Here is a 23,620-nt window from a genome sequence, read left to right as displayed (position 1 = left end):
TTTTATTAACTAAAACGTTGTAGTTTTGATAGTTGTGTAAAAAAACTAGAATGCACTTAATAATCTAATTTTTGTTTAGTAATTTTACTTAATAATTAAATTTTAAATGTCAAAAACAATAAAGAAAATAGGTGTTTTAACTTCTGGAGGAGATGCTCCAGGTATGAATGCTGCAATTAGGTCTGTCGTTAGAACATGTGCTTATCACAAGATTGAATGTGTTGGGGTTTACCGAGGGTATGAAGGTTTGATGGATGGTGATTTTGAAGAAATGTCAGCCAGAAGTGTTAAAGATATTGTTAACAGAGGCGGAACTATTTTAAAATCAGCCAGATCTAAGGAATTTAGAACCGTAGAAGGTAGAAAACAAGCTTATGAACAAGTAAAAAAGGCTAATATTGATGCTCTTGTGCTGATTGGTGGTGATGGTACATTCACAGGTGGAATGATATTTAATCAAGAATTTGACTTCCCTGTAATTGGAATACCCGGAACTATTGATAATGATATTTTTGGAACATCATCTACCTTGGGCTTCGATACTGCTTTAAATACAGTCGTTGAAGCTATTGATAAAATTAGAGATACAGCAAGTTCGCATAATAGATTGTTTTTTATTGAAGTTATGGGGCGAGATGCGGGTCATATTGCTCTTAATGTTGGTGTAGGAGCTGGAGCTGAGGAAATATTAATACCGGAAGAAGATTTAGGATTAGATAGATTAGTTGATTCTTTAAGAAAAAGTCGAGAATCCGGAAAATCATCAAGTATTGTAATTGTCGCCGAAGGAGATAAAATTGGTAAAAGTGTCTTTGAATTGAAGGACTATGTAGATGAGCATTTGGACAATTATGATGTGAGAGTATCGGTTTTGGGTCATATGCAGCGTGGTGGAGCACCGTCGTGTTTTGATCGCGTGCTAGCCAGTAGAATGGGAGTAAAAGCTGTTGAATCATTAATGGCTGGGAAAACTAATTATATGGTTGGTTTTATAAATAATGAAATGGTATTAACACCATTAAAAAGAGCTATAAAAGGTAAATCAAAAATAAATTTGGAATTATTGCGTGTGTCTGAGATAATGGCCACATAACTTAACATCTTAATATAAATAAAATGTCAAAATTAAAATTAGGTATTAACGGATTTGGTAGAATTGGTAGAATTGCCTTTAGAGTAGCCTCTGAAAGACCAAATGTTGAAATAGTAGGAATTAATGATTTGTTAGATGTAGAACATTTGGCTTATTTATTAAAATTTGATTCGGTTCACGGAAGATTTAATGGAACCGTTGAAGTAAAAAATGGAAACTTAGTAGTTAACGGAAAAGAAATTAGAATTACGGCAGAACGTAACCCGGAAGATTTAAAATGGGATGCTGTTGGTGCTGAAGTTGTTTTAGATTGTACAGGTATCTTCACATCATTAGAAGGTGCTCAAAAGCATATTACAGCCGGTGCTAAAAAAGTTGCTATATCTGCACCATCCGCAGATGCTCCTATGTTTGTAATGGGTGTAAATCATAAAGAAATTAATGCAAGTCATACAATTGTTTCTAATGCATCTTGTACAACAAACTGTTTAGCGCCTTTAGCTAAAGTTATTAACGATAACTTTGGAATTGTTGAAGGGTTAATGACAACCGTACACGCTACAACTGCGACTCAATTAACTGTTGATGGTCCATCTAAAAAAGACTGGAGAGGTGGTAGAAGTGCTTTAGCTAATATCATACCTTCTTCAACAGGTGCTGCGAAAGCAGTTGGAAAAGTAATTCCAGAATTAAATGGAAAATTAACTGGTATGGCTTTTAGAGTTCCAACTCCAGATGTGTCTGTTGTAGATTTAACTGTAAGAACAGAAAAATCTGCTTCTTGGGCTGAAGTGAAAGCAGCTTTAAAGAAAGCTTCTGAAAATGAATTAAAAGGAGTTTTAGGATATACTGATGAAGCAGTTGTTTCTCAGGATTTTGTTTCAGAACCTTTAACAAGTGTTTTTGATTCAGAAGCTAGTATTGCTTTAAACGATAATTTCTTTAAATTAGTTTCTTGGTATGATAATGAGTTTGGTTACTCAACTAAATTAGTTGATTTAGCAACTCATATCGGTACATTATAATATTAATTTTAAACCACAGAATTATATTTTTAGAATAATTCTGTGGTTTTTTTAGCTTATAGCTTATGATCTTAATAGTTGATAGTGGCTCTACAAAATCTGATTGGATAGCCGTAGACAGTAATGGAAATAAACTTTCAGAAAAAATTCGTACTAAAGGGCTTAATCCAGCCATTTTGTCTGAGAAGAAACTCAGAAAAATAATTTTAAAAAACGAAGATTTAAAAAAAAGTAGAAATGTGGTAACACATGTTTATTTTTATGGTGCAGGTTGCGGTACAGAAAAACCAAAACTTATGCTAAAAGAAGTTCTTGACGATATATTTCTAAATGCTCATGTTGAAGTTAATGAAGATACTATGGCCGCTGTGTATTCAACAATTAATCATGAGAAAGAAGCTGCGGTTGTTTGTATTTTAGGTACAGGTTCTAACTGTAGCTATTTTGATGGAGAAAAACTACATCAGCGTGTTATATCTTTAGGCTATTCTATTATGGATGATGCCTCTGGGAATTACTATGGTCGTCAATTGATTAGAGATTTTTACTTTAATCACATGCCAGAAAATGTTAGAGTTGCCTTCGGAAGCAAATTTAATATGGAGCCCGACTATATAAAATACAATATTTACAAGCAACCAAACCCTAATGCATATTTGGCAAACTTTGCAGAATTTATGTTTTTGCATAAAGATTCTCCTTATACCATCGAACTTATAAAAAAAGGTATTCGATTATTTGCAACTAATATGATTATGCAATATAAAGAAGAATTAAAAACAGTTCCTGTACATTTTGCTGGATCTATTGCTTATTTTTCTCAAAAAGAGATTACCGAGGTAGCAGAAGAAATGGGATTTAAGGTTGGTAATTTTGAGCGCCGACCTATTGAAGGTTTGGTGTCTTTTCATACTAAAAAAGCCTAAAAGACTACCATTCTTTTAAATAAATACTAAAAAACCTTTATACATTTATATCGTATAAAGGTTTTTTATTTTTATGTACAATTTCATTTTTAAAAACTAAGCATTTGAATCATCATTTTGCCATATATATTTCCAATAAGGACAATAAAGTTGAATTAATAGAACGGATTATATATGGTGATTTCAATAGTGCGTTTTTAGATTTAAATGGTGCTGTTTTTTCAGAAGTTACTTTAAATAAGTTTATAGATGAGGAACGACGTCACGGACGTTTTGATGTAATAACTGAAACAAAAAACAGTTTACAAAATTCATCCGACGGCGAACGAAAAAAAGCTTTATTACACCATATTATTTCAAACAACCCTGACTATATTATTATTGACAATGTTTTTGGTAATCTAGATATGATTTCACAGGAACACATTCTGCAAATCTTATCAGAATTAAGTAAGCATATAACTATTGTTCAAATTACGACTCGAATAGACGATATTCTAAGTTTTATAGATGATGTTTATCAATTAAAGAATGATACTCTTGTATTTTTTAAAAAACCAATAACTAATGAGAATGTCAGTTTTGTAAACGATTTACCCCAGTCTGACAATCCAATAACTTCAGAAATGAATCCTTTGGTTAAATTTAATCGTGTTTCGGTTGCTTATTATGAAAGACCAATTATTAATGATATTTGTTGGGAAATTAATTCGGGTGAATTCTGGCAGTTAATGGGGCCAAATGGTTCTGGAAAAAGTACCATTTTATCACTTATTACGGGTGATAATCCGAAAGCCTACGGACAAGATATAACCCTATTTGGAGTTAAAAAGGGGAGTGGTGAGAGCGTTTGGGACATCAAAAGGAAGATAGGTTATTTCTCATCAGATATGTTAAGAGGTTTTAAACGTTTAGATGCTATTGGGAACATGATTGCTTCGGGTTTTTTTGATACCATAGGTCTTTATAAATCACCAACTAATCAGCAAATTAAAATTGTACATCAATGGTTGGATGTTTTGGGTATGTTTAATATTCGAAAAAAAAGCTTTTTATCCTTAACAACAGGTCATCAAACCTTGGTTTTGATAGCCAGAGCTATGATAAAACATCCGCCTTTACTTATTTTAGACGAACCTACTAATGGTTTAGACGATACCGATGCCAAAATATTTGCTGAACTTATCAATAAAATTGCTAAAGAAACCAAGACCGCTATTTTATATGTTTCCCATAGAAAAGAATCAGGTTTAAAACCAGATTTTGTGTATCAATTAATACCGAGAGAAACAGGTTCTATTGGTCAAAAAAAAAATTAGTTACATTTATTTCTTAAATAAGGGACTTTTTTTGAAGATTTTTGTTTAACTATAATAATTTGAAATAGTTTATATATGCTTTGAATTAAATCTTATACATTTAAACATAATCTCTAATCATTTTTATAATGATATATATTATATCTTTTTAATTTATGTTTAAAAAAGCCATTTTTATAATTATCTTTTTTTTCAGCTTTGCCGCTTTTGCACAGCAACGAGATAGTATATTTTTTAAAAATGGTATGGACAAGCCAAGTGTCTTAGCCTTACATCATTTCGGTATATTTACTTCAAGAATAAATTCAAATTTTAAAATATTACCTTATTATAATTCTATGTTTAGCTTTAATTATGCGAGCGGTAATACATTTCATCCATTTGTTGAAGGCTATATCCCAAAAGATCCTGTTGTTCAAAAAGAACAAAGCCAGCTTATTTGGTATTATAGAAATTTTAATTTCATAGATCAAGAAGCAACACCTGCAGATTATATGAATATTATTATAGATGCAGTGATTAAGGAATTTAGATTTAATCTAAGTATTCCTATCAATAATCAAAATGAAATAGAGGTTTCCTTACGTTCTCATTTTATTACTAAAGGCAAATACCCTTTTTCATTATTTACAAGTGATGAATCTATTGAATGGACTCACTCAAATATAGTTGGAGGTGAAGACCCTTATGGAAGACGCTATTATGGTTTAAATCAGGTTAATTTTAAATATGCTGACAGATATGGAAAAGTCCTAGAACTTCATCAAAATGATTTTATCATTAGTGGTTTTGAATTTAACTACTTTTATTACTCAACATTTATAAATCAAAAAAAAATATACTTTAATCTAGGAACTCACCTCGGAATAAATACATCAAAGTTCAACCAATCAGCGGATTTGGGCGTTTCAATTAACGGAATAAAAAAAATTGTTTTTAAAAATAATAATGAGTTTCATATAGGTATTGGAAGTAGTATATTAAGAAAAAACATAATCAATTTCGATGAGGTTATTGATTTGGGAAACAACCCTTATATAGCGGGTATTGATAGTGAACTGGAATTTACAAAATTCACAAAAAAAAATAATTATAGTTCTTTTGGAGTTTATTATCAAATACAATCGAGATTTAATAAACAGAAAGAAGCTGACTATTACAGATTAATTGGAAAATGGGCTGAAATTAATGGTGGCTGGCAACACGGTTTAGAAACCTTGTACAAAGCACTTTCATCTTGGACTTTTTTATATACTTACGGACAACCAAAATACAATATAACGCTCTATTTTAAGGAAGATTTTCTTGTTAATAATGCACCCGATTTTCAGACAGGTATAAGTGTTAAATTTCCTTTAATTAGCAAAAATTAAACCGATGGCCTGATATCAACAGAAACTTTCATTTTATTTTTACCCGTACTATAAATTACACCTTTTAGTGGTGGGACATCATAATAATCTCTACCCCAAGACACCGTAATATGCTGGTCTTTTGGTAATTGGTTGTTGGTAGGGTCAAAATCTACCCAACCAAATTTTGGGATATACAAAGAAAACCAAGCATGAGAGGCATCGGCACCAACCAATTTTTCTTTTCCTGGAGGAGGCAAGGTTTCAATATACCCACTTATATATCTGCCAGGCAGCCCAACCGAACGTAAACAAGCAATGGCGATTTGAGCAAAGTCTTGACAAACCCCTTTTTTCTCCTTCATCACAACATGAATAGGGGTAGCCACGTTTGTAAATTCTGGATCGAATTCAAAATCCGTATAAATACGTTGCATTAATTCATAAGCTGCTTCAAAAATGGGACGATCTGGTTTAAACGACACGCTTGCATAAGCCTTTATCTCTTGTGTGATTTTAGCAATCAGGATAGATTCTAATATAAATTGTGATACTTCTAAAATATCAGGTTCTATGCTATTTAATTCTAAAAGTGCTTGCTCTAAAGTGATTTTTTGTCCTTCAATAGATTGATAGATATTTGGCTGTAATGTGAAATCTCTTAAAACCTTACTAGTGGCGGTAACCTTAAGTTCTTTATGAAACTGCTGCACAGAAAAACGCGTTACTACATTCCCAAAAAAATCAATTTTTTCTGAAATTTCAGTTGGAATAGGGCTAATATCTAAGCTATAATCTAAAAGGGTTTGACCAATGATAGTTTTAGGTTTTAAAGTGGCTATATTATGACAAAAGGTTACACCGCTATCATATTTATAAGAGGTTGTATGAGAAACTTTAAAAACCATTATAAAGGAAAATTTTGATTAACTAACTGGGTTTGTTGATGCGAATGGTTAAAATAAGTATCTGAAATCGATAACGACATATCATGAAGCAAATCACTTAATTCTGAAAGACTGTCATCAAGATTTTGTCTTAAACTCTTATCTTGATTTAATTCTAAGAGGTTTTGAATATCTAAATCTTGTATTTTTTTATTGGCTTCTGAAATCAATTTTTGACACTGAGATATACTGTCACTTGATTTCGAATGTGGCAAACTGTCAACATCCTTTTGAATTCTTCTTAGTTGGTAGGTTAATGATTTTGGATAATCACTGTGTAATAATATGAGTTGAATCACATTTTCAACACTTAAATACGAACGATAACTATATCTGTAAATATTTAAACTTTCATGGCTTGTTAGTAATGATTCTAAAATATCATACTGCAATTGCTCGTGATGATTGAAAACGAGTAGCGATCTGCATTTAGATACATTCATAACAGCTTGCTCTGTTTGCAAACCAATAAAATAAAGCAATAATCCTTGCTGAACTAAAATGCTTTCTTCAATTAAACTCATAAACGCTATGAGTCTGGTGATAATTCTATCAAGTAATTTTGTGAGTGCCGAAATGCAGTAATTATCGTCATCTTCAAATTTTAACCATAATTTTTGAATACCATCAAATACTCGCCACATATCTTTAGACCACAAGTTTCGTAATGAGTAGTAAGAATTATTAAAACTTGCCATGGTTTGTGCAAAACTACCCATTCTGTTTTGGTCAAACATGAGGGGCAAAATTTCTTCTAAAGGATTTTTTAAAAGGGCGTCACTTCCTTTTCCCACAAACCCGGGAAAGGTATAGGTAATATGCGTAAGCGACTGACATAAAAATTTCAAACTTTCTGAACTTGAGGTATCCTCATTATATTGCTCGCTTCCCATTCGGTTAAGCACGGTTCTTAAAAACCTAGCAGTGACAAGCGCTCTTCCTAAATAACGACCAGACCAAAATAAATTTTGTGCGGTATTACTTGGTAAATCATTAATATCTGCAATGCGTATTTTAAACGAATTATCCCAGGCATAGTTTTGCATATTGGTTTGTTTCTCATCAGTTGAAACCCAAAAATCTTTACTTACACCGCCACGTTGATTCGATACAAATAAATTTTCTCTCTCTGCAGCAACTCTAACTAAACCACCAGGCATAATGCTATAGCTATCATTTTCGGCAATTGCAAATGTACGGCACATGACTTTTCTGGGTTCTAGGTTACCGTTTACAAAATCGGGTGCTGTTGAGAATGATATTTTTTCTTGAGCTACAAATCCGTACGGACTTGAAATTATTTCGCTTTTCAAAGACTCTAAAGCCTTACTATCTAAAAATTCACAGAAAAAGATGCTTTCTCTGTTCGATCTGTCTATCCGTTTTACCACTAAATTAGACAGGTTTTGTAGTACATAATTTCGTTCTTTTTTTTGTCCGCACCACCAAGAGGCTATTTGTGGTAAAATTAAATCTTCATTTAAGAAGTATTTGGAGATATTATTCATAAACGGAATTAATCCCGAATTTTCTAAAATACCACTTCCTATGGGGTTAACAATACAAACATTTTGCCTCCTGATTACATCCAGCAATCCAGCCACACCTAAATAAGAATCTTCTCGTAGCTCTAAGGGATCCATAAAAACATCGTCCACACGTCTTAAAATAACATCAACTTGTTTGAGTTCTTTTAACGATTTCATCCAAACCTTACCACTACGCACTACTAAATCATTTCCTGTCACTAGAGGATACCCTAAAAAAGAAGACATATACGAATGCTCAAAATACGTTTCATTATGTGGCCCGGGAGTTAGTATTACAATGTTAGGATTTTCCTTGTTTTGTGGTGCTGACTCAACAAGCATTTGGTTAAAATCATAAAAAAAACTGGACGGCTGTTTTACGTTAATATCTTTGAAAATACCCGGAAATACTTTACTAATCGAATAGCGGTTTTCTAACGCATATCCCATACCAGAAGGCGCTTGAGTACGGTCGTTTACAACCCACATGCGGCCATCGGGTCCACGTGCTAAATCTGCAGAATATATTAATAAGTTTTTCGTGGTTTTATATTGGATTTGATCACATTGTCTTAAAAATCCACGATGCGCAAAGATGACTTCCTGCGGAATAATACCTTTTTTAATAAGTTCTCTTTTGCCGTAAATATCTTTTAAAACTAAGTTTAGAATTTCAGCACGTTGCTTGATACCTTTTTCAACGGTTTCCCATTCTTTTTGATGAATAATAAAAGGGACAATATTTAAATTCCATGGGCGATTAAGACCTTTAGGATCATTATAAACGTTATAGGTGACGCCATTTTCGTCCATAAGCCAATCAATCTCTCTTTGCTTTGAGATTAATGTGTCATGGCCCATTTCGGTAAGATTGTTAAGTAATGTTTCCCAATTTGGATTAATAGACATGTTAGATTTCAGGACTTCATCATAATTTTTGAAATCTGAAAAATAATTTTGGAATAATATATTTGAATGGGTTGTCATATACGAACCTTACTTATTTTTTTCTTAAATCAAGCGTGTTTGGAAACTCAAAATTCACAGGTAATTCTTTATATCTGAATTTTTTTGAAGCGTCCTTTTCTGTGACGTTTTTATTCGATCTGTTTGTATCTTGATTAATCTCTTCGACCGTTTCTACCTCACCTTGCGAATGTCCAAATTCCCAAAAGCGATTAATGCGTCTTGATTCCGCTTCGTAACTATTCACAGGATATGTTTCATAACTTCTGCCACCAGGATGAGCCACAAAATAAGTACAGCCACCAATAGAACGTCTGTTCCAGGTATCAACAATGTCAAAAACTAGGGGCGTATCGACTTCAATTGTTGGATGCAAGGCCGAATATGGATTCCATGCTTTATATCGAATACCTGCCACGAATTCTTCTTTAACTGGTGTTTTGTTAAGATTAACTTTTAAACCGTTACAAGTTAAAACATATCTATCACTATTAAAATTAGACACTTTAACCTGGACACGTTCTACCGATGAATCGACATATCGTGCTGTTCCTCCACCAGTCATTTCTTCTCCTAAAACATTCCAAGGCTCAATGCCAGCACGCAATTCTAGATGAATATTGTTTATTTCTACCATACCATGAAGCGGGAATCTAAATTCAAAAAACGGATTAAACCAATCTTCTTTAAAATTGTAACCGGCTTTATTTAATTGCAACACAATATCTTTAATATCTTCTCTTACGAAGTGTTCAATTAAAAACTTATCATGCAATTCTGTTCCCCAACGTACTAAATTATGTTCGTATGGTTTTTTCCAAAACCAAGCCACTAAAGTTCTTACTAATAGATTTTGCATGAGACTCATTTGCGGATGAGGAGGCATATCAAATGCGCGCAATTCTAGGATACCTAATCGCCCTGAGGATGAATCTGGTGAGTATAATTTATCGATACAGAATTCTGCACGGTGCGTGTTTCCTGTTAAATCGGTTAATAAATGTCTAAATAACCTATCTGTTAACCAAAATGGTACTTCGCCATCTTTTGGTATTTGGTTGAAAGCAATCTCGAGTTCGTAAAGGTTTTCCATACGCGCTTCATCAATTCTTGGTGCTTGACTTGTAGCACCGACAAATGCTCCAGAAAATAAATATGAAAGTCCGGGATGATGTTGCCAAAACGTTAATAAACTGCGTAACAAACTCGGTTTACGCAATAGTGGACTGTCGGCAGGAGAAACGCCACCTAAAGTCACATGATTACCGCCACCAGTTCCTGTATGCTTGCCGTCAAGCATGAATTTTTCGGTACCTAAACGTGATTTTTTTGCTTCCTCATAAAGCGTGAACGTATTATGTACAAGCTCTTCCCAGTTTTTTGCAGGGTGCACATTCACTTCGATAACGCCAGGATCTGGCGTGATTTTTAAAGATTCCAATCGGCTATCTCTAGGTGCATCATAACCTTCTAAAGTTACTGGAATATTGAGTTCTTTAGCAGTGGCTTCAATAGAGGCTAGTAAATCTAAAAATATTTCAATAGAATCCAGAGGTGGCAAGAATAAGTACAGTTTACCTTCTCTAATTTCTGCACAAAGTCCTGTTCTTATAAAATAATTGTTAAGATGTTCTCCGATGCCATTAGATTCAACCTCTTTATGTCTTTTAGAAACAATATTCTTATAGCTAGGAAGTGATTTCTTTTTTGAAAAATTATCTGGTTCGTATTTAGGAAATTCACCTTGCTCAGGATTTCTCATCAGTGAATCTAAAGGCAATCGCAAACCAATAGGCGAGTTCCCCGGAATTAAAAATAGATGATTTCGTCTAAAGGACCATTCGCTTGTGTACCATTTGCCACTCGTATTATTTAATGGTAAAATGTAACCTACGGGTTTAGAGGTGCCTTCATTTAAAATCTCTTTCAATTTGTTTTTTACCAGTAAATTTCCGTCCTCTTTTGTGGGATCGATATCTATAGGTAATTTTCCTTCTTGCCAAAAGAAATAAAATGAATCTTCGAATGAAGGAATGATATGTTTATCTGAAATCGCTAAATATTTAGTTAGCGTTTCTAAAAATAGTTTATCCGCATTTTCTGGGACAATAGGATTATCTGAAAACAACGACAACAGTTTTTTGTTATGCCAGATAAGCTTACCGTCTTTTCTCCAACAAATTTCAATTTGCCAGCGCGGAAGCGGTTCTCCAGGATACCATTTCCCTTGCGCTTGATGTAAAAAAGCACCTTTACCAAATTTATCATATAATTTGGTGGTTAGGTTTTTTGCTAATTCTCTTTTATGTGGACCATCGGCATCGGTATTCCACTGCGGAGACTCCATATCGTCAATCGACACAAAGGTGGGTTCGCCACCCATGGTAAGGCGCACATCGCCTTTTTCTAATTGTTTTTCAACTTTATAACCGAGTTTATGGATGGCTTTCCATTGCTCTTCGGTATATGGTTTCGTTACCCTTGGAGATTCAAATATCCGTTTTACAGAATTTTCAAAAAAGAATTCTGTTTCACAAACATCGGTAGCACCAGAAACGGGCGCAGCACTTTCAAATGAAGGCGTACAAGCCAATGGAATATGACCTTCACCGGCTAACAATCCAGAGGTTGCATCAAAACCAATCCAACCTGCTCCGGGAATATAAACTTCGGCCCAAGCGTGTAAATCCGTGAAGTCTTCCTCGGGTCCGGAAGGGCCATCCAGTGATTTTTCATCAGATTTTAATTGCACTAAATAACCAGAAACGAAGCGCGCTCCAAAACCTAAATGTCTCAGTACTTGAACAAACAACCAAGCATAATCTCTACAAGATCCGTTTTTTTGACTTAAGGTTTCTTCACAAGTTTGCACTCCCGGATCCATACGAATATTATAATTAAGATATTCGTATATTTTTCTGTTGATATCGATTAAGAAGTAAATTGTTTTTCTTGGCGTATAATCAATGGTTTTAATAAAATCATCTAAAAGTTTCCCTTTATCGGTAATTTCAAGATAGGGAAGGAGTTCTTTTTTTACGGTTTCATTGTATTTAAACGGAAATTCTTCAGCGTAATCTTCAACAAAAAAATCAAACGGATTAATGGTTTTTAAATCGGCAATAATTTCAACTTCTATAGATAATTCCTTTGTTTTTTCAGGAAACACTACTCGTGCTAAGTAATTTCCAAACGGATCTTGCTGCCAGTTAAAAAAATTATTTTCGGGTTTAATTTTGAGCGAATAGGCTTCAATAGGTGTTCTGCTATGTGGTGCTGGTCTCAGCCTAAATATATGCGGTGAGAGCGACACAGAACGGTCGTATTTATAAAGTGTTTTATGAGAAATTACAATTTTTAAAGCCATTTTAAAGTTGGTTTTTCGAAAGACGCAATTTAAATGTTTTTTAAATGAAACCTTATAAGCTTATTTAAAATATAGCGTCTTTTATTAACATATTTATAAGCCTAATTTACAAATTACTAGGCAGTAATAGATTAATTTTTAATATACCATTTAAGTTTTATATAATCATTAAAAATTTAATTTTAAACTGTTGTAATCGCATATTTGACAACGAAATAATCAAAAGTTAGTAATCGAATCCATAGGTAGTTATTAAAAAACTTTTGAACGCCTTAAAATGGACAAAACAGACAAGTTTAATGAAACATAATTTTTAATTTCGTTATATAACGTCAAATTAAGAACTTTATGAAGCGCCGAAGACTTTCTATAATTCTATTTTTTTCAACAGCATTACTCTTTTATGTAAAAGCTCAACATTCAGTATTAATCAAAAAGAATGCTCAGGTTGAAAATGTGGCTAGCGGATTTATTTTTACCGAAGGACCAGCTGTGGCTAAAGATGGTCGTGTTTATTTTACTGATCAGCCGAATGATAAGATTTATGTTTGGGATGAAAAGAAAGGTATTTCACTCTATTTAGAAGGTACAAGAAGATCAAACGGTATATATTTTAATCATAAAGAGCAACTTGTGGCCTGTGCTGATGAAAAGAACCAATTGGTATATTTTGATGAGAATAAAAATCTACATGTTTTTTTTGAAAATTATAACGGAAAGCATCTAAATGCGCCCAACGATTTATGGATTTCTCCAAACGAGGGTATTTATTTTACAGATCCTTATTACCACAGGTCTTGGTGGCGTGACGACCACGAACAAGTTCAAGATGTTCCCGGTGTTTATTATCTAAGTCCGGAAGGAACTATTACACGCGTAATTTCTGATTTTGTAAAACCTAATGGAATTATAGGAACTCCAGATGGAAAGATTCTTTATGTGGCAGATATTGGTGACGGCAAAATATGGAAATACACGATTCAAAAGGATGGTAGCTTAACTGATAAAACCTTTTTTGCACCTCATGGAAGTGATGGAATGACGATTGACAATAAAGGGAATATCTATCTTACATCGGGTAAAATATGGGTTTATAACCCTGAAGGTGAACTCCTAAAAAATATTGAAGTTCCAGAAAAACCGTCAAATGTTTGTTTTGGAGGCAAAAAGAGAACTACACTATTTATTACAGCCAGAAAGTCTGTTTATGCCTTAAAAATGAAAGTAAAAGGTGTCAATTGATTTGTACAATGCTTTTTTTGCTAAAAGAAAAAATACAAAAAAACTATTCTTTATACACCCTGTTTTCTTGTTCTGCTACTCTTATAAATGTGGTACGTTTGGTAAGTTCTTTTAGACGTTGCGCCCCAACATATGTGCAAGTACTTCGTAAACCTCCTAATATATCTTGTAATGTGTTTTTAACCTTCCCTTTGTAAGGAACTTCAACGGTTTTACCTTCACTTGCTCTGTAGTCGGCAACACCACCAACATGTTTATCCATAGCAGTTGAGGAACTCATTCCATAGAATTTTCTGTAGGGTTTTCCATTGCGTTCTATTATTTCACCACCGCTTTCATCATGGCCGGCAAGCATACCGCCAAGCATTACAAAATCGGCACCAGCTCCAAACGCTTTCGCAATATCTCCTGGTGTTGTACAGCCACCATCACTAATAATTTGTCCGCCTAATCCGTGGGCTGCATCGGCACATTCAATAATTGCTGATAATTGCGGATATCCAACACCTGTTTTTACTCTGGTGGTACAAACAGAACCCGGACCAATACCCACTTTAACAATATCGGCTCCAGATAACAATAGTTCTTCAACCATTTCACCTGTTACAACATTTCCAGCTATAATTACTTTATCAGGATAGTCTACTCTTGTTTGTTTTACAAAATCAGCAAAATGTTCAGAATATCCATTAGCCACATCAATACAAATAAATTTGAGTTGAGGATTAAAATTAAAAATAGAAGCTAACTTTTTAGAATCTTTATTTCCGGTTCCGCTACTTATAGCTATATAATTTTCTAACCCTTCAGAAAGATTAGAACAAAACACATTCCATTCATCGATTGAATAATGTTTATGTATAGCTGTAAACAACTTTTTACTTGCTAGGGCTTTTGCCATTTCGAAAGTGCCAACCGTATCCATGTTAGCAGCCATAATGGGAATACCTTGCCATGTAATGGGACTATGTAAAAACTTAAAGTCTCTATCTAAATTAACCTGAGCTCTGCTCTTTAACGTTGAACGTTTTGGACGTATCATAACGTCTTTGAACCCTAACTTTAAATCATATTCGATACGCATTTTTATCTAAATTTATGGATATTCAAATGTATTATTTTTAGAATGTAATTTTTAAGAAATTTAAAAAAAATAGGATACGTTTACATTGATTTTTTTTATCGCCTTTAGAATGAAGCTATTAATGATTAATAATACTATTGTAAAACCGAATAGTAGTATTACTTTTGGGTATTACATCAAATATAAATAAGTTTGTATAAAAGCAATAAAAGAATGACGGTTCTATTCCAATCAATGCGATCCTTTAAAGTAAGGATAACATTGATTTTTTTTACTTTTATAACGATAGTTATCGTGCTTTTTATTTTGTTTTATCAAGCGCAGGAGAAATTTAGTAATTTACTTTTGGTAGCTGGTAATCTTCAAGAAATACAGCATTCTTTTATAAAAAATAATGCAGAAAGTGATAATTCAAATTTTGACAGTAGTAAAGACGAACTAAATGATTTAAATATTGAATTAAAAAAGAATTCTTTTGATTTTGATAGTGAATTAAATACTTTAATTTCTGATATAGATTTAATACAACAAAGCAGGTTAAAAACCTCTTTGTCTTCTAATTACATAGATAATAAATTGATTGATTTAAATGAGAAATTTACGTCATTATCGAATAGATTAAAACAATTATCTCAAAACAAAAAAAAATCACTTTATGATAATGGACTGATATTATTCATTTTAATAGCTATGATGATGATTGGGCTGGTTTATTTATTAGCCTATAGAATCACTAAAGATTTTAAAAAGCTAAATTTAAAAATAAATAGCTTTGATGAGGTAAATGATGAACCTTTAATTACAAATATTCAAGATGTAAAAGATTTAGATAAGTCTTTTGAATTGCTTAAATCAAAAATAAGAAAGTTAGAGTCAGATTTAGAGGAATCTATTAAGACTTGCGAATATAAATCTGTGTTTTTAGCTAATATGAGTTATGAAATTCGTACGCCTCTAAACTCTGTTTTGGGAATGATAAATATGCTAAAGAAAAGTGATTTAACTACTGAACAGCAGATACAGCTTGAAATTGCAGAATATTCTTCAGAACATGTTTTGCAATTGGTAAGTATGATTCTTGATAATTCAAAAGTTGGTGGAGGAAAGGTTGAATTAGAATTAACAGCTATTGATTTACGTTCAGATTTATCAAAACTTGTAAAGGTATTTGAATACGAAGCCTGGGATAATAGTTTAGAGTTTGAGTTTAAGTTGTTATCAGATGAAAATCAGAAGTTTTTATTGCTGGGAGATTTAAAGCGTATCAAGCAGATCTTAACTAATTTATTGAGTAATGCCATAAAATTCACTAATTCGGGGAAAGTATCACTCATAATTGATCAAACAGTTGGACCTGACGATTATCAAATAGTTACTTTTTATGTAAAAGATACGGGTATTGGAATTCCTCCGGAGAAAGCAAAACGGATATTAAATGATTCGGAAAAAAATCAATTGTCTATTTTAGATTATTATGGGGGAACTGGATTAGGACTAACAGCTTCATGCCAGCTAATTAATATGATGGGAGGAGAACTGAAGCTGGAGAGTAAAGAAAATGAAGGTACCATATTTTATTTCACTATTCAACTTAAAAAGACGCTAAACTTAGAAAAAGAAAAATTAGAGCCAAGTCCAGTTTTATTAAATCAATTTGACTATAAATTCAAGGTTCTTGTAGCTGAGGATAATAAAATGAATCAAAAAGTCATTAAGTTTCTTTTAGAAGAGCAAGGAGCAGATTGTACGTTTGTTAAAAACGGTTCTGACGCGGTGAAACTATTCAAAATTCTTGATTTTGATATGATTTTTATGGATATTTTTATGCCAGAAATGGATGGCTATGAAGCAACTAAATTGATAAAGTCAAGTGAAAACTATTTGCAGAATAAAATTCCAATAATTGCGGTATCTGCAAGTGCTTTTGATGAGGATATTAAAAATGCCAAAGAAGCCGGTATTGATGATTTTTTAGCCAAACCAATTGAATCTAAAAAACTTAAAGAACTATTAATTAAATACGCTCCTAAAGAAGAGAATAAAGAGATTTAATTATTTAATAGCGATCATACTAATTTCAACATTAACATTTTTTGGAAGTTTTGCTACCTGTACCGTTTCTCTTGCAGGTGCATTTTCTTCATTAAAATACCTGCCGTACACCTCATTTATTTTTACAAAGTCATTCATATCTGTAATGAAAATTGAGGATTTAACAACATTTTCAAAGGTCATATCAGCAGCCTTTAAAACCGCTTTTATATTTCTCATAACTTGTTGTGTTTCCTGTTCAATACTTTCTATAACTAATTCGCCAGTTTCTGGGTTTATAGCAATTTGACCAGATGTATAAAGTGTGTCTCCTTTTAAAACAGCTTGATTATATGGGCCAATAGGAGCAGGTGCATTTGGTGTAATTATAATTTTTTTCATAATTTTAATTTTTTATATACAAACAACTTTAAAGTTGAATATCTGGTTGATTACGTTTGTCATATTTAAGATCTTTTAAGATGCTTGATTTAATACCTACAAAGAAATACCATGAAGCTCTTGAACTAAAAGGAACCCAACTAAAATTCATTCTCCAGCTTAATAAATCACGTTCAAAACGCAATTGCGTATAGGTGAAACCTTGATTCTTTAAATCGTACCCTGAAGATGCTCCAACAGACCATTTAGGCGAAAGTTCAATGTCACCGGAAAACATTAAAGAATGTGACGATATTTCATTTTGCCGTCTAGAATTGCTGTAGTTTACTGCGTAGGCCACACGTAAACTCCAAGGTATTTTAAAATTATAGAATTCGCTAGTAATATCTTCTTCATCACTTTTGTCTTCATCAAAACGTTGACTTGTATAATCTTCAGAAACTCCGAACAAATCATCATCACGCCCTCCACTGTTAAGGTTTTCCTGAATTCCAGATTCATTTTTGTTATTGTTTTTATCTCCTTTTTTACTAGAAAAAGAATAACTAGCAGTTAAATTAGCCGTTGTAAGTCTAAATAGGCTACCGCCGTTGTCAATATTAAACTTGTCAATCTTGTTGTTATTGTTATCCAATGCGTAAGGGTCTAAGGTAGCGCCAAAATTTATACTCATTTTATTTTTGAAAAGTTGCGTGCCACCTGTCATTCTAACAGGACTCCATTGTAAAGAATCACCAGCGAAGTTATATGATGTTGAAAAGTTTAAATTATTTAATAATGTAATCTTTTTAGCTTCTGTAGCTGTACTATCTTTATCTTTTACTTTGGCTTCAAAGTTATTTGATAAAGACATCCCCATAGAACTTGAAAAGTTTTTATTAGGAGTTCCAAAAATACCTTGCTCAAAACGCGTATATTCAACGTCACTTGTAGTTTGTCCATCAGCGCTAACTACTTCATACGTATCATAATATTTATCAAAAGAAGGGTTAATATTATAACTTATAGCAGGTCTCATGACATGTCTGATAGCTTGAATTTTAGGATCTTTGCCTTCTTTTTTGAAATCAAACATTCCATAAACAGTGGTTCCTAAACTTGTGCTAAAATTATAAGTCCTAAAGGAGTCAAAACCATTAATGGTCTCGGATACGGTTGTTTTCTCTGTTGTATCATAGAATTTATTAATAGTTTTAAAAGTCCACACCTCATTGTAGCTAGTGCTTGCACTTAAACTAAAATATTTAAACACTTTAAAATTGGTGCTTAACGGGATAGAGTGTTGAAATCCTGCTTTAGCATCTTGAAACATTTCTTTTTTAAAGAACAGAGAATCTGTTGTTTGAATTCTGTTTTCAGCTCTCAAGTTATATTGAAGATTTATGTTTTGTATGATTCCTTTTTTTGAACCTGTTTCTGGGGCAAATGGAAAAATTCGACCAACACTACCTTGAAATGTTGGTAAGGTCATATTAATCTGTTCGGTATTTGTGTTTTGAGAATGTGTTGCAGTAAGACTAAAATTTACTTGTGGTTCTCCTTGAAACGTTTTTGAATAAGAAACGGATGATGACAACGTATTGTTTAAAAAGCTACCTGTGTTAACCTGGTTTAATGATGTTCTATAATAGTTACTACTTCCGAGGTTTACAGATGCTGAAAACCTTGAATTTGGACTCGATTTCCCGTCTTTACTATGAGACCAGCGTAAATTATAAATAGTAGACTTTGAATAATCGGGAAAACCACGTTCACTATTTATTAAGTTTTCATAACGAAACCCAAAATTTCCTCTAAATTGATAACGTAAGGCATATGTGCTTTCTAAACGAAAGCCATAACTTCCATTGGTATAATAATCTCCTAAAACAGATAAGTCTACATAATCATTAATAGCAAAATAATAGCCGCCATTTTGTAAAAAATAACCACGTTGATTCTGTTCTCCAAAGGTTGGAAATAAAATTCCAGAGGTTTGTTTTTCAGACTGTGGAAAGAAACCAAATGGTAATCCTAATGGGGTAGGTACATCATAAAAAAATAAATTGGCTAAACCAGTAACTATTTTTTTTCCAGGAACCACTTTAGCTTTTCTTAATAAAATATAATATTCAGGATCATCAAGATCTTTTGCAGTCGTATATTTCCCTCTATGAATAAAATAAACAGAATCATTTTCTTTTTTGGTGATTTGAGCTATTACGGTTCCACCTGATTGTTCTGTTTTTGAGTTATATATAAGTGCTTTTTGAGTTTTTGTATTAAATAAAATAGAGTCAGGTTCTACAATATTGCTTCCTTGAGTAAAAATAGGAGCTTGCGAATAAACTCCAGTAGAATCTAAAATTCCTTTCGCATAAACCTCATTTTTACTATAATCTATAATGATGTTACCAGCTTTAATATTCATATCGCCGTAGTTTATTTCGGCTTGATTGAATAGATATAATTTCTGTTTATTTTGATCAAAAGAGGTGTAATCAATTGCAGTATAATCAACTATGTGTTCTAAGAGATCTTTCTTTTTTAAGGTGTCTTGTACAATAGTATCTTGAACTTTTTCAGAAACAATAGGTTTTGGTAAATCAGTTTTGTTAAGAATCAAGCTATCATTAACAGTAGGTTTTATAGGAGTTCCTTTATTGGGTATATCTTGACTAAAGCTCAACATGTTTATAAACACTGTAAAACTTAACGCTAAAAGTAGTTTAAAGTTGTTTGTATGCAATGCTTTTAAGTGTATTTTTGTAAAAGTATGGCTCGGTTTTTGAAAAGTCAAAATTACATATATTTTTTTTGTGATTATTTCTTTATTAGATAAAATTTCAAATAAAATGAGCCTAATCTGTAAGTTATTAAAACTCATATGAAAACGCATAAAGCATTCTTTTTCTTATTATTTATACTTGTTTTAACAGTTTCATCTTTTGTTCCAATAGGTAATCAATCGAAACATACATTCGTGGTTGTGCTTGATGCAGGTCATGGAGGTCATGATCCCGGTAATTTATGGAATGGTTTTAAAGAAAAGGAAATTGCATTAAATATAGTTTTAGAAGTAGGAAGGCAACTTGAAAAAATTCCGAATATAAAGGTGCTTTATACGCGCGATAAAGATGTGTTTGTCGATTTATTTGTACGAGGACAAATTGCTAACAAGGCCAATGCAGATTTGTTTGTATCTGTGCATTGTAACGGTCATAATTCTGCTGCTCATGGAACAGAAACTTTTGTCTTGGGAACCCATAGAAATAAAACTAATTTTGAAGTTGCTAAAAAGGAAAATTCGGTGATTTTTCTCGAGAATGATTATAAAAGCAATTATGAAGGTTTTGATCCCAATTCTCCAGAATCGGTTATAAGTCTAACATTAGCTCAAGAAGAATATTTGGACCAAAGTATTCAACTTGCTAAATTAATACAAGACAAATTCACGTATAGTTTGAATAGAAAAAACAGAGGTGTTAAACAAGCTGGTTTTATTGTATTACATCAAACAGTGATGCCAAGTGTTTTAGTTGAAGCTGGGTTTTTGTCATTTCGAGATGAAGGGCGATATTTAAACTCAAAAAAAGGACAGAAAGAAATATCTTCTGCTATATCCGAAGCGGTAATAAAATATAAGGAAAGTGTTGAAGCTAATGTAGGAGAATCAAATTTTGAAGATAATGTAGCAACAGATGGAAATGATTCCGGTAATAAAACAACACCGTTAAAATTTAATAATAATATTGTGTTTAAAGTTCAGATCGCGGCTGGCTCTAGTAAAATAGATACAAAACCTTATAATTTCAAGCAACTCGACGATATTTCATTCGAATACGATAATAATCTTTATAAGTATTATTACGGCGAATCTTCTAACTATAATAAAATTCAGGAGTTTGAGAAAACTGCTCAATCTAAAGGATATGCCTCTAGTTTTATTGTCGCGTTTAAAGACGGGAAACGAATTCCGCTAGCAGAAGCATTAAAAACAACTGCTAATTAAGTTTATTCTTTTTAAATTTATTTTAAATTTGTTTATCTAAAAAAATTACTTTGAAAATATCAAAAGAAGTTAAAACTGCTATTCTGGTCCTTTTAGGAATCATCCTTTTTATTTTTGGATATAATTATTTGAAGGGTAAAAATCTATTAGAATCGGATAATGTATACTATACCGAGTTTAATTATAATGCCTTAAGTAAATCTTCTATTGTTACCATAAAAGGTAACACTGTTGGAAAGGTTCAAGATATTATTTATAATTATGATACTGGAAAAACAAGAGTTGCATTTTCGGTAAGTGAAAAATTAAAATTTTCAAAAAATAGTACGATTCGACTTTACGAAACAGGTTTAATGGGTGGTAATGCCATCGCTATTATTATGAGTAACGATGGCGAAATGGCTAAGTCGGGAGATGTTTTAAAATCTGAAGTAGAAACCGGACTTATTAGAAGTTTATCTAAGAATTTTACTGGCTTAAGTGATAATTTAGATTCAACCTTAAAAACTACCGATACGCTTTTAGGTAATATTAATAAAATGGTTATAGATGAGTCTGAAGAAGGTTTAAAACAAACTATTGCAGAACTAAACGCAACATTAAAATCATATAAAAATTTATCGTATTCTATTAATGGTGTGATTTTAGAAAACGATAAAAATATTGGTATTATTCTCGAAAATTTTAAAACGACTAGTAACGAGTTAGTGCAAATTACTAAAGTATTAAACGAAGCGAATTTAGGTAATACAGTGAAGACTTTAAACGAAACCATCACAAACGTAAATTCACTTCTTACAAGCATAAAAAACGGCGAAGGTTCTATGGGAAAATTACTTAAAGACGAAGATTTGTATAAAAACCTTGAAGGCGCTACTAAAGAGATGGAAGAACTTTTGAGGGATATTAAATTACATCCAAAACGTTACTTTAGAATTTTATCAAAAAAAGAAATTCCTTACGAAGAGGAATAAAAATCTAATGTATTTGCAATGAATTATTTACCAAACATTCTTTTTGCTATTGTACTTGGTCTTGGTATTGGTTATTTTTCGAAAAATGTAAAAAAACTAATTCGTAACATCAAGTTAGGTCACGATATCGATGTTAGTGATAACAAATCACAACGTTGGAAAAACATGGCGATGATCGCCTTAGGGCAAAGTAAAATGGTGCGTCGCCCAATAGCGGGAATTTTACATGTTGTTGTTTATATTGGTTTTATAATTATTAATATAGAAGTTCTCGAAATTATTTTAGATGGTCTTTTTGGAACACACAGAATAGGTTTAAACGTTTTACCAGAATCGCTTTATGGATTTTTAATTGGCGCTTTTGAAGTGCTTGCGGTTTTAGTTTTGGTGTCTGTTATTTTATTCTGGACACGCAGAAATATATTGAAGATAAAGCGGTTTTGGAATAGCGAAATGACTAGCTGGCCAAAAAATGATGCTAATTATATCTTGTATTTTGAAGTTGTACTGATGTCTTTGTTTATAATTATGAATGCGACCGATGTTACGTTTCAATCCATGAATTCCGGTAATGTAATCAGTCAATTTATTGCACCATGGTTTAGTAATTTTTCAGCAAGCATGTTGCATAGCGTTGAAAGAACAGCCTGGTGGTTGCACATAACAGGTATTTTAATTTTCTTAAACTATCTCTACTTTTCCAAGCATTTACATATTTTATTAGCGTTCCCTAATACATTTTATGGAAGTTTAAAACCCAAAGGGCAAATCAATAATTTAGAAGCTGTTACAAAAGAGGTAAAATTGATGATGGATCCAAATGTAGATCCATTTGCTACTCCAGCGGATAATGCAGAAGTACCCGCGAAATTTGGTGCAAGTGATGTGCAAGATTTAAATTGGGTACAATTACTAAATGCGTATACATGCACTGAGTGCGGTCGTTGTACTAGCGAGTGTCCGGCAAATATAACAGGTAAAAAACTATCGCCTCGCAAGATCATGATGGATACCAGAGATAGGTTAGAAGAAGTTGGCAAAAATATAGACGCGAATAAAGGTGAATTTAAAGACGATGGAAAACAACTGCTAGATAATTATATTACGAGAGAAGAACTTTGGGCATGTACCTCCTGTAATGCCTGTGTCGAGGCTTGCCCAGTAAGCATTAGTCCGCTCTCCATAATACTCGATATGCGTCGATATTTAGTAATGGAGCAATCTGCAGCACCAGTTGAACTCAATAATATGATGACCAATATTGAAAATAATGGTGCTCCATGGCCATATAATCAAATGGACAGATTAAACTGGAAGAACGAATAAATTAGTAATGGCGTTACCACAAGGGTCGGGCTTTCGGCAGTCGCTT

Annotated in this window: 16 protein-coding genes; 10 read left to right on the top strand and 6 right to left on the bottom strand. The window is 32.6% G+C overall.

The genetic code is table 11. The features are described 5' to 3' along the window. Nucleotides 1–106: 106 nt before the first annotated feature. The 5 genes from pfkA (at nt 107) to AC15TD_RS00595 (ending at nt 5,736) form a co-directional block, all read left to right on the top strand. Complete coding sequence (gene pfkA, locus AC15TD_RS00615) at nt 107–1,093, top strand: 6-phosphofructokinase (protein WP_484450211.1); 987 nt, start codon at nt 107–109, stop codon at nt 1,091–1,093. A gap of 23 nt (nt 1,094–1,116) precedes the next feature. Continuing rightward, nucleotides 1,117–2,118, top strand: coding sequence for a type I glyceraldehyde-3-phosphate dehydrogenase (gene gap / locus AC15TD_RS00610; RefSeq protein ID WP_484450210.1), 1,002 nt, complete (start codon nt 1,117–1,119; stop codon nt 2,116–2,118). A 65-nt stretch (nt 2,119–2,183) separates the two neighbouring features. Continuing rightward, complete coding sequence (locus tag AC15TD_RS00605) at nt 2,184–3,044, top strand: N-acetylglucosamine kinase (protein WP_484450209.1); 861 nt, start codon at nt 2,184–2,186, stop codon at nt 3,042–3,044. A gap of 104 nt (nt 3,045–3,148) precedes the next feature. Then, the gene (locus AC15TD_RS00600) at nt 3,149–4,363 is read left to right on the top strand and encodes an ATP-binding cassette domain-containing protein (protein ID WP_484450208.1); all 1,215 of its coding nucleotides are present in this window, start codon (nt 3,149–3,151) and stop codon (nt 4,361–4,363) included. A gap of 155 nt (nt 4,364–4,518) precedes the next feature. Further along, nucleotides 4,519–5,736 (top strand): hypothetical protein, encoded by a 1,218-nt coding sequence (locus tag AC15TD_RS00595; RefSeq protein ID WP_484450207.1) that lies wholly within the window; start codon nt 4,519–4,521, stop codon nt 5,734–5,736. On the opposite strand, the gene AC15TD_RS00590 is transcribed toward AC15TD_RS00595, so the two are convergent. The 3 genes from AC15TD_RS00590 to AC15TD_RS00580 are packed head-to-tail and all read right to left on the bottom strand — an operon-like array spanning nt 5,733 to nt 12,524. After that, nucleotides 5,733–6,623: a transglutaminase family protein gene (locus AC15TD_RS00590; protein ID WP_484450206.1), complete on the bottom strand. Its 891-nt coding sequence runs from the start codon at nt 6,621–6,623 to the stop codon at nt 5,733–5,735. The two genes, AC15TD_RS00595 and AC15TD_RS00590, sit on opposite strands and share 4 nt — an antisense overlap. Next, complete coding sequence (locus AC15TD_RS00585) at nt 6,623–9,178, bottom strand: circularly permuted type 2 ATP-grasp protein (protein ID WP_484450205.1); 2,556 nt, start codon at nt 9,176–9,178, stop codon at nt 6,623–6,625. The genes AC15TD_RS00590 and AC15TD_RS00585 overlap by 1 nt, the downstream gene beginning before the upstream one ends. Nucleotides 9,179–9,191: 13 nt before the next feature. Continuing rightward, a complete protein-coding gene (locus AC15TD_RS00580) occupies nt 9,192–12,524 on the bottom strand; it encodes a transglutaminase family protein (RefSeq protein ID WP_484450204.1) in 3,333 nt (1,110 codons plus the stop codon). 348 nt (nt 12,525–12,872) lie between these two features. Here AC15TD_RS00580 and AC15TD_RS00575 point away from each other — a divergent pair, with 348 nt between their 5' ends. Beyond that, nucleotides 12,873–13,766 (top strand): SMP-30/gluconolactonase/LRE family protein, encoded by an 894-nt coding sequence (locus AC15TD_RS00575; RefSeq protein WP_484450203.1) that lies wholly within the window; start codon nt 12,873–12,875, stop codon nt 13,764–13,766. Between the two features lie 43 nt (nt 13,767–13,809). Here the strand turns inward: AC15TD_RS00575 and AC15TD_RS00570 are convergent, their stop codons facing one another. Beyond that, complete coding sequence (locus AC15TD_RS00570) at nt 13,810–14,850, bottom strand: GMP reductase (protein WP_484450202.1); 1,041 nt, start codon at nt 14,848–14,850, stop codon at nt 13,810–13,812. 294 nt (nt 14,851–15,144) lie between these two features. On the opposite strand from AC15TD_RS00570, the gene AC15TD_RS00565 reads away from it, so the two are divergent. Then, nucleotides 15,145–16,902: a response regulator gene (locus AC15TD_RS00565; RefSeq protein WP_484450201.1), complete on the top strand. Its 1,758-nt coding sequence runs from the start codon at nt 15,145–15,147 to the stop codon at nt 16,900–16,902. Here AC15TD_RS00565 and AC15TD_RS00560 read toward each other — a convergent pair whose 3' ends face one another. Continuing rightward, the gene (locus AC15TD_RS00560; RefSeq protein WP_484450200.1) at nt 16,903–17,283 is read right to left on the bottom strand and encodes a RidA family protein; all 381 of its coding nucleotides are present in this window, start codon (nt 17,281–17,283) and stop codon (nt 16,903–16,905) included. It lies immediately after the preceding gene. Between the two features lie 28 nt (nt 17,284–17,311). After that, a complete protein-coding gene (locus AC15TD_RS00555) occupies nt 17,312–20,062 on the bottom strand; it encodes a putative LPS assembly protein LptD (protein ID WP_484450199.1) in 2,751 nt (916 codons plus the stop codon). 87 nt (nt 20,063–20,149) lie between these two features. Here AC15TD_RS00555 and AC15TD_RS00550 point away from each other — a divergent pair, with 87 nt between their 5' ends. Genes AC15TD_RS00550 through AC15TD_RS00540 form a run of 3 tightly spaced genes read left to right on the top strand, consistent with a single transcriptional unit; the run spans nt 20,150 to nt 23,574 of the window. After that, entirely contained in the window at nt 20,150–21,274 is a 1,125-nt protein-coding gene (locus AC15TD_RS00550) for an N-acetylmuramoyl-L-alanine amidase family protein (RefSeq protein ID WP_484450198.1), read from the top strand. A gap of 50 nt (nt 21,275–21,324) precedes the next feature. Further along, nucleotides 21,325–22,248: an MlaD family protein gene (locus tag AC15TD_RS00545; protein WP_484450197.1), complete on the top strand. Its 924-nt coding sequence runs from the start codon at nt 21,325–21,327 to the stop codon at nt 22,246–22,248. Nucleotides 22,249–22,266: 18 nt separating this feature from the next. Next, the gene (locus AC15TD_RS00540) at nt 22,267–23,574 is read left to right on the top strand and encodes a 4Fe-4S dicluster domain-containing protein (RefSeq protein ID WP_484450196.1); all 1,308 of its coding nucleotides are present in this window, start codon (nt 22,267–22,269) and stop codon (nt 23,572–23,574) included. Nucleotides 23,575–23,620 lie beyond the last annotated feature (46 nt).

This window comes from Yeosuana sp. (assembly GCF_057126245.1).
This window is presented reverse-complemented; position numbering and strand designations above follow the sequence as displayed.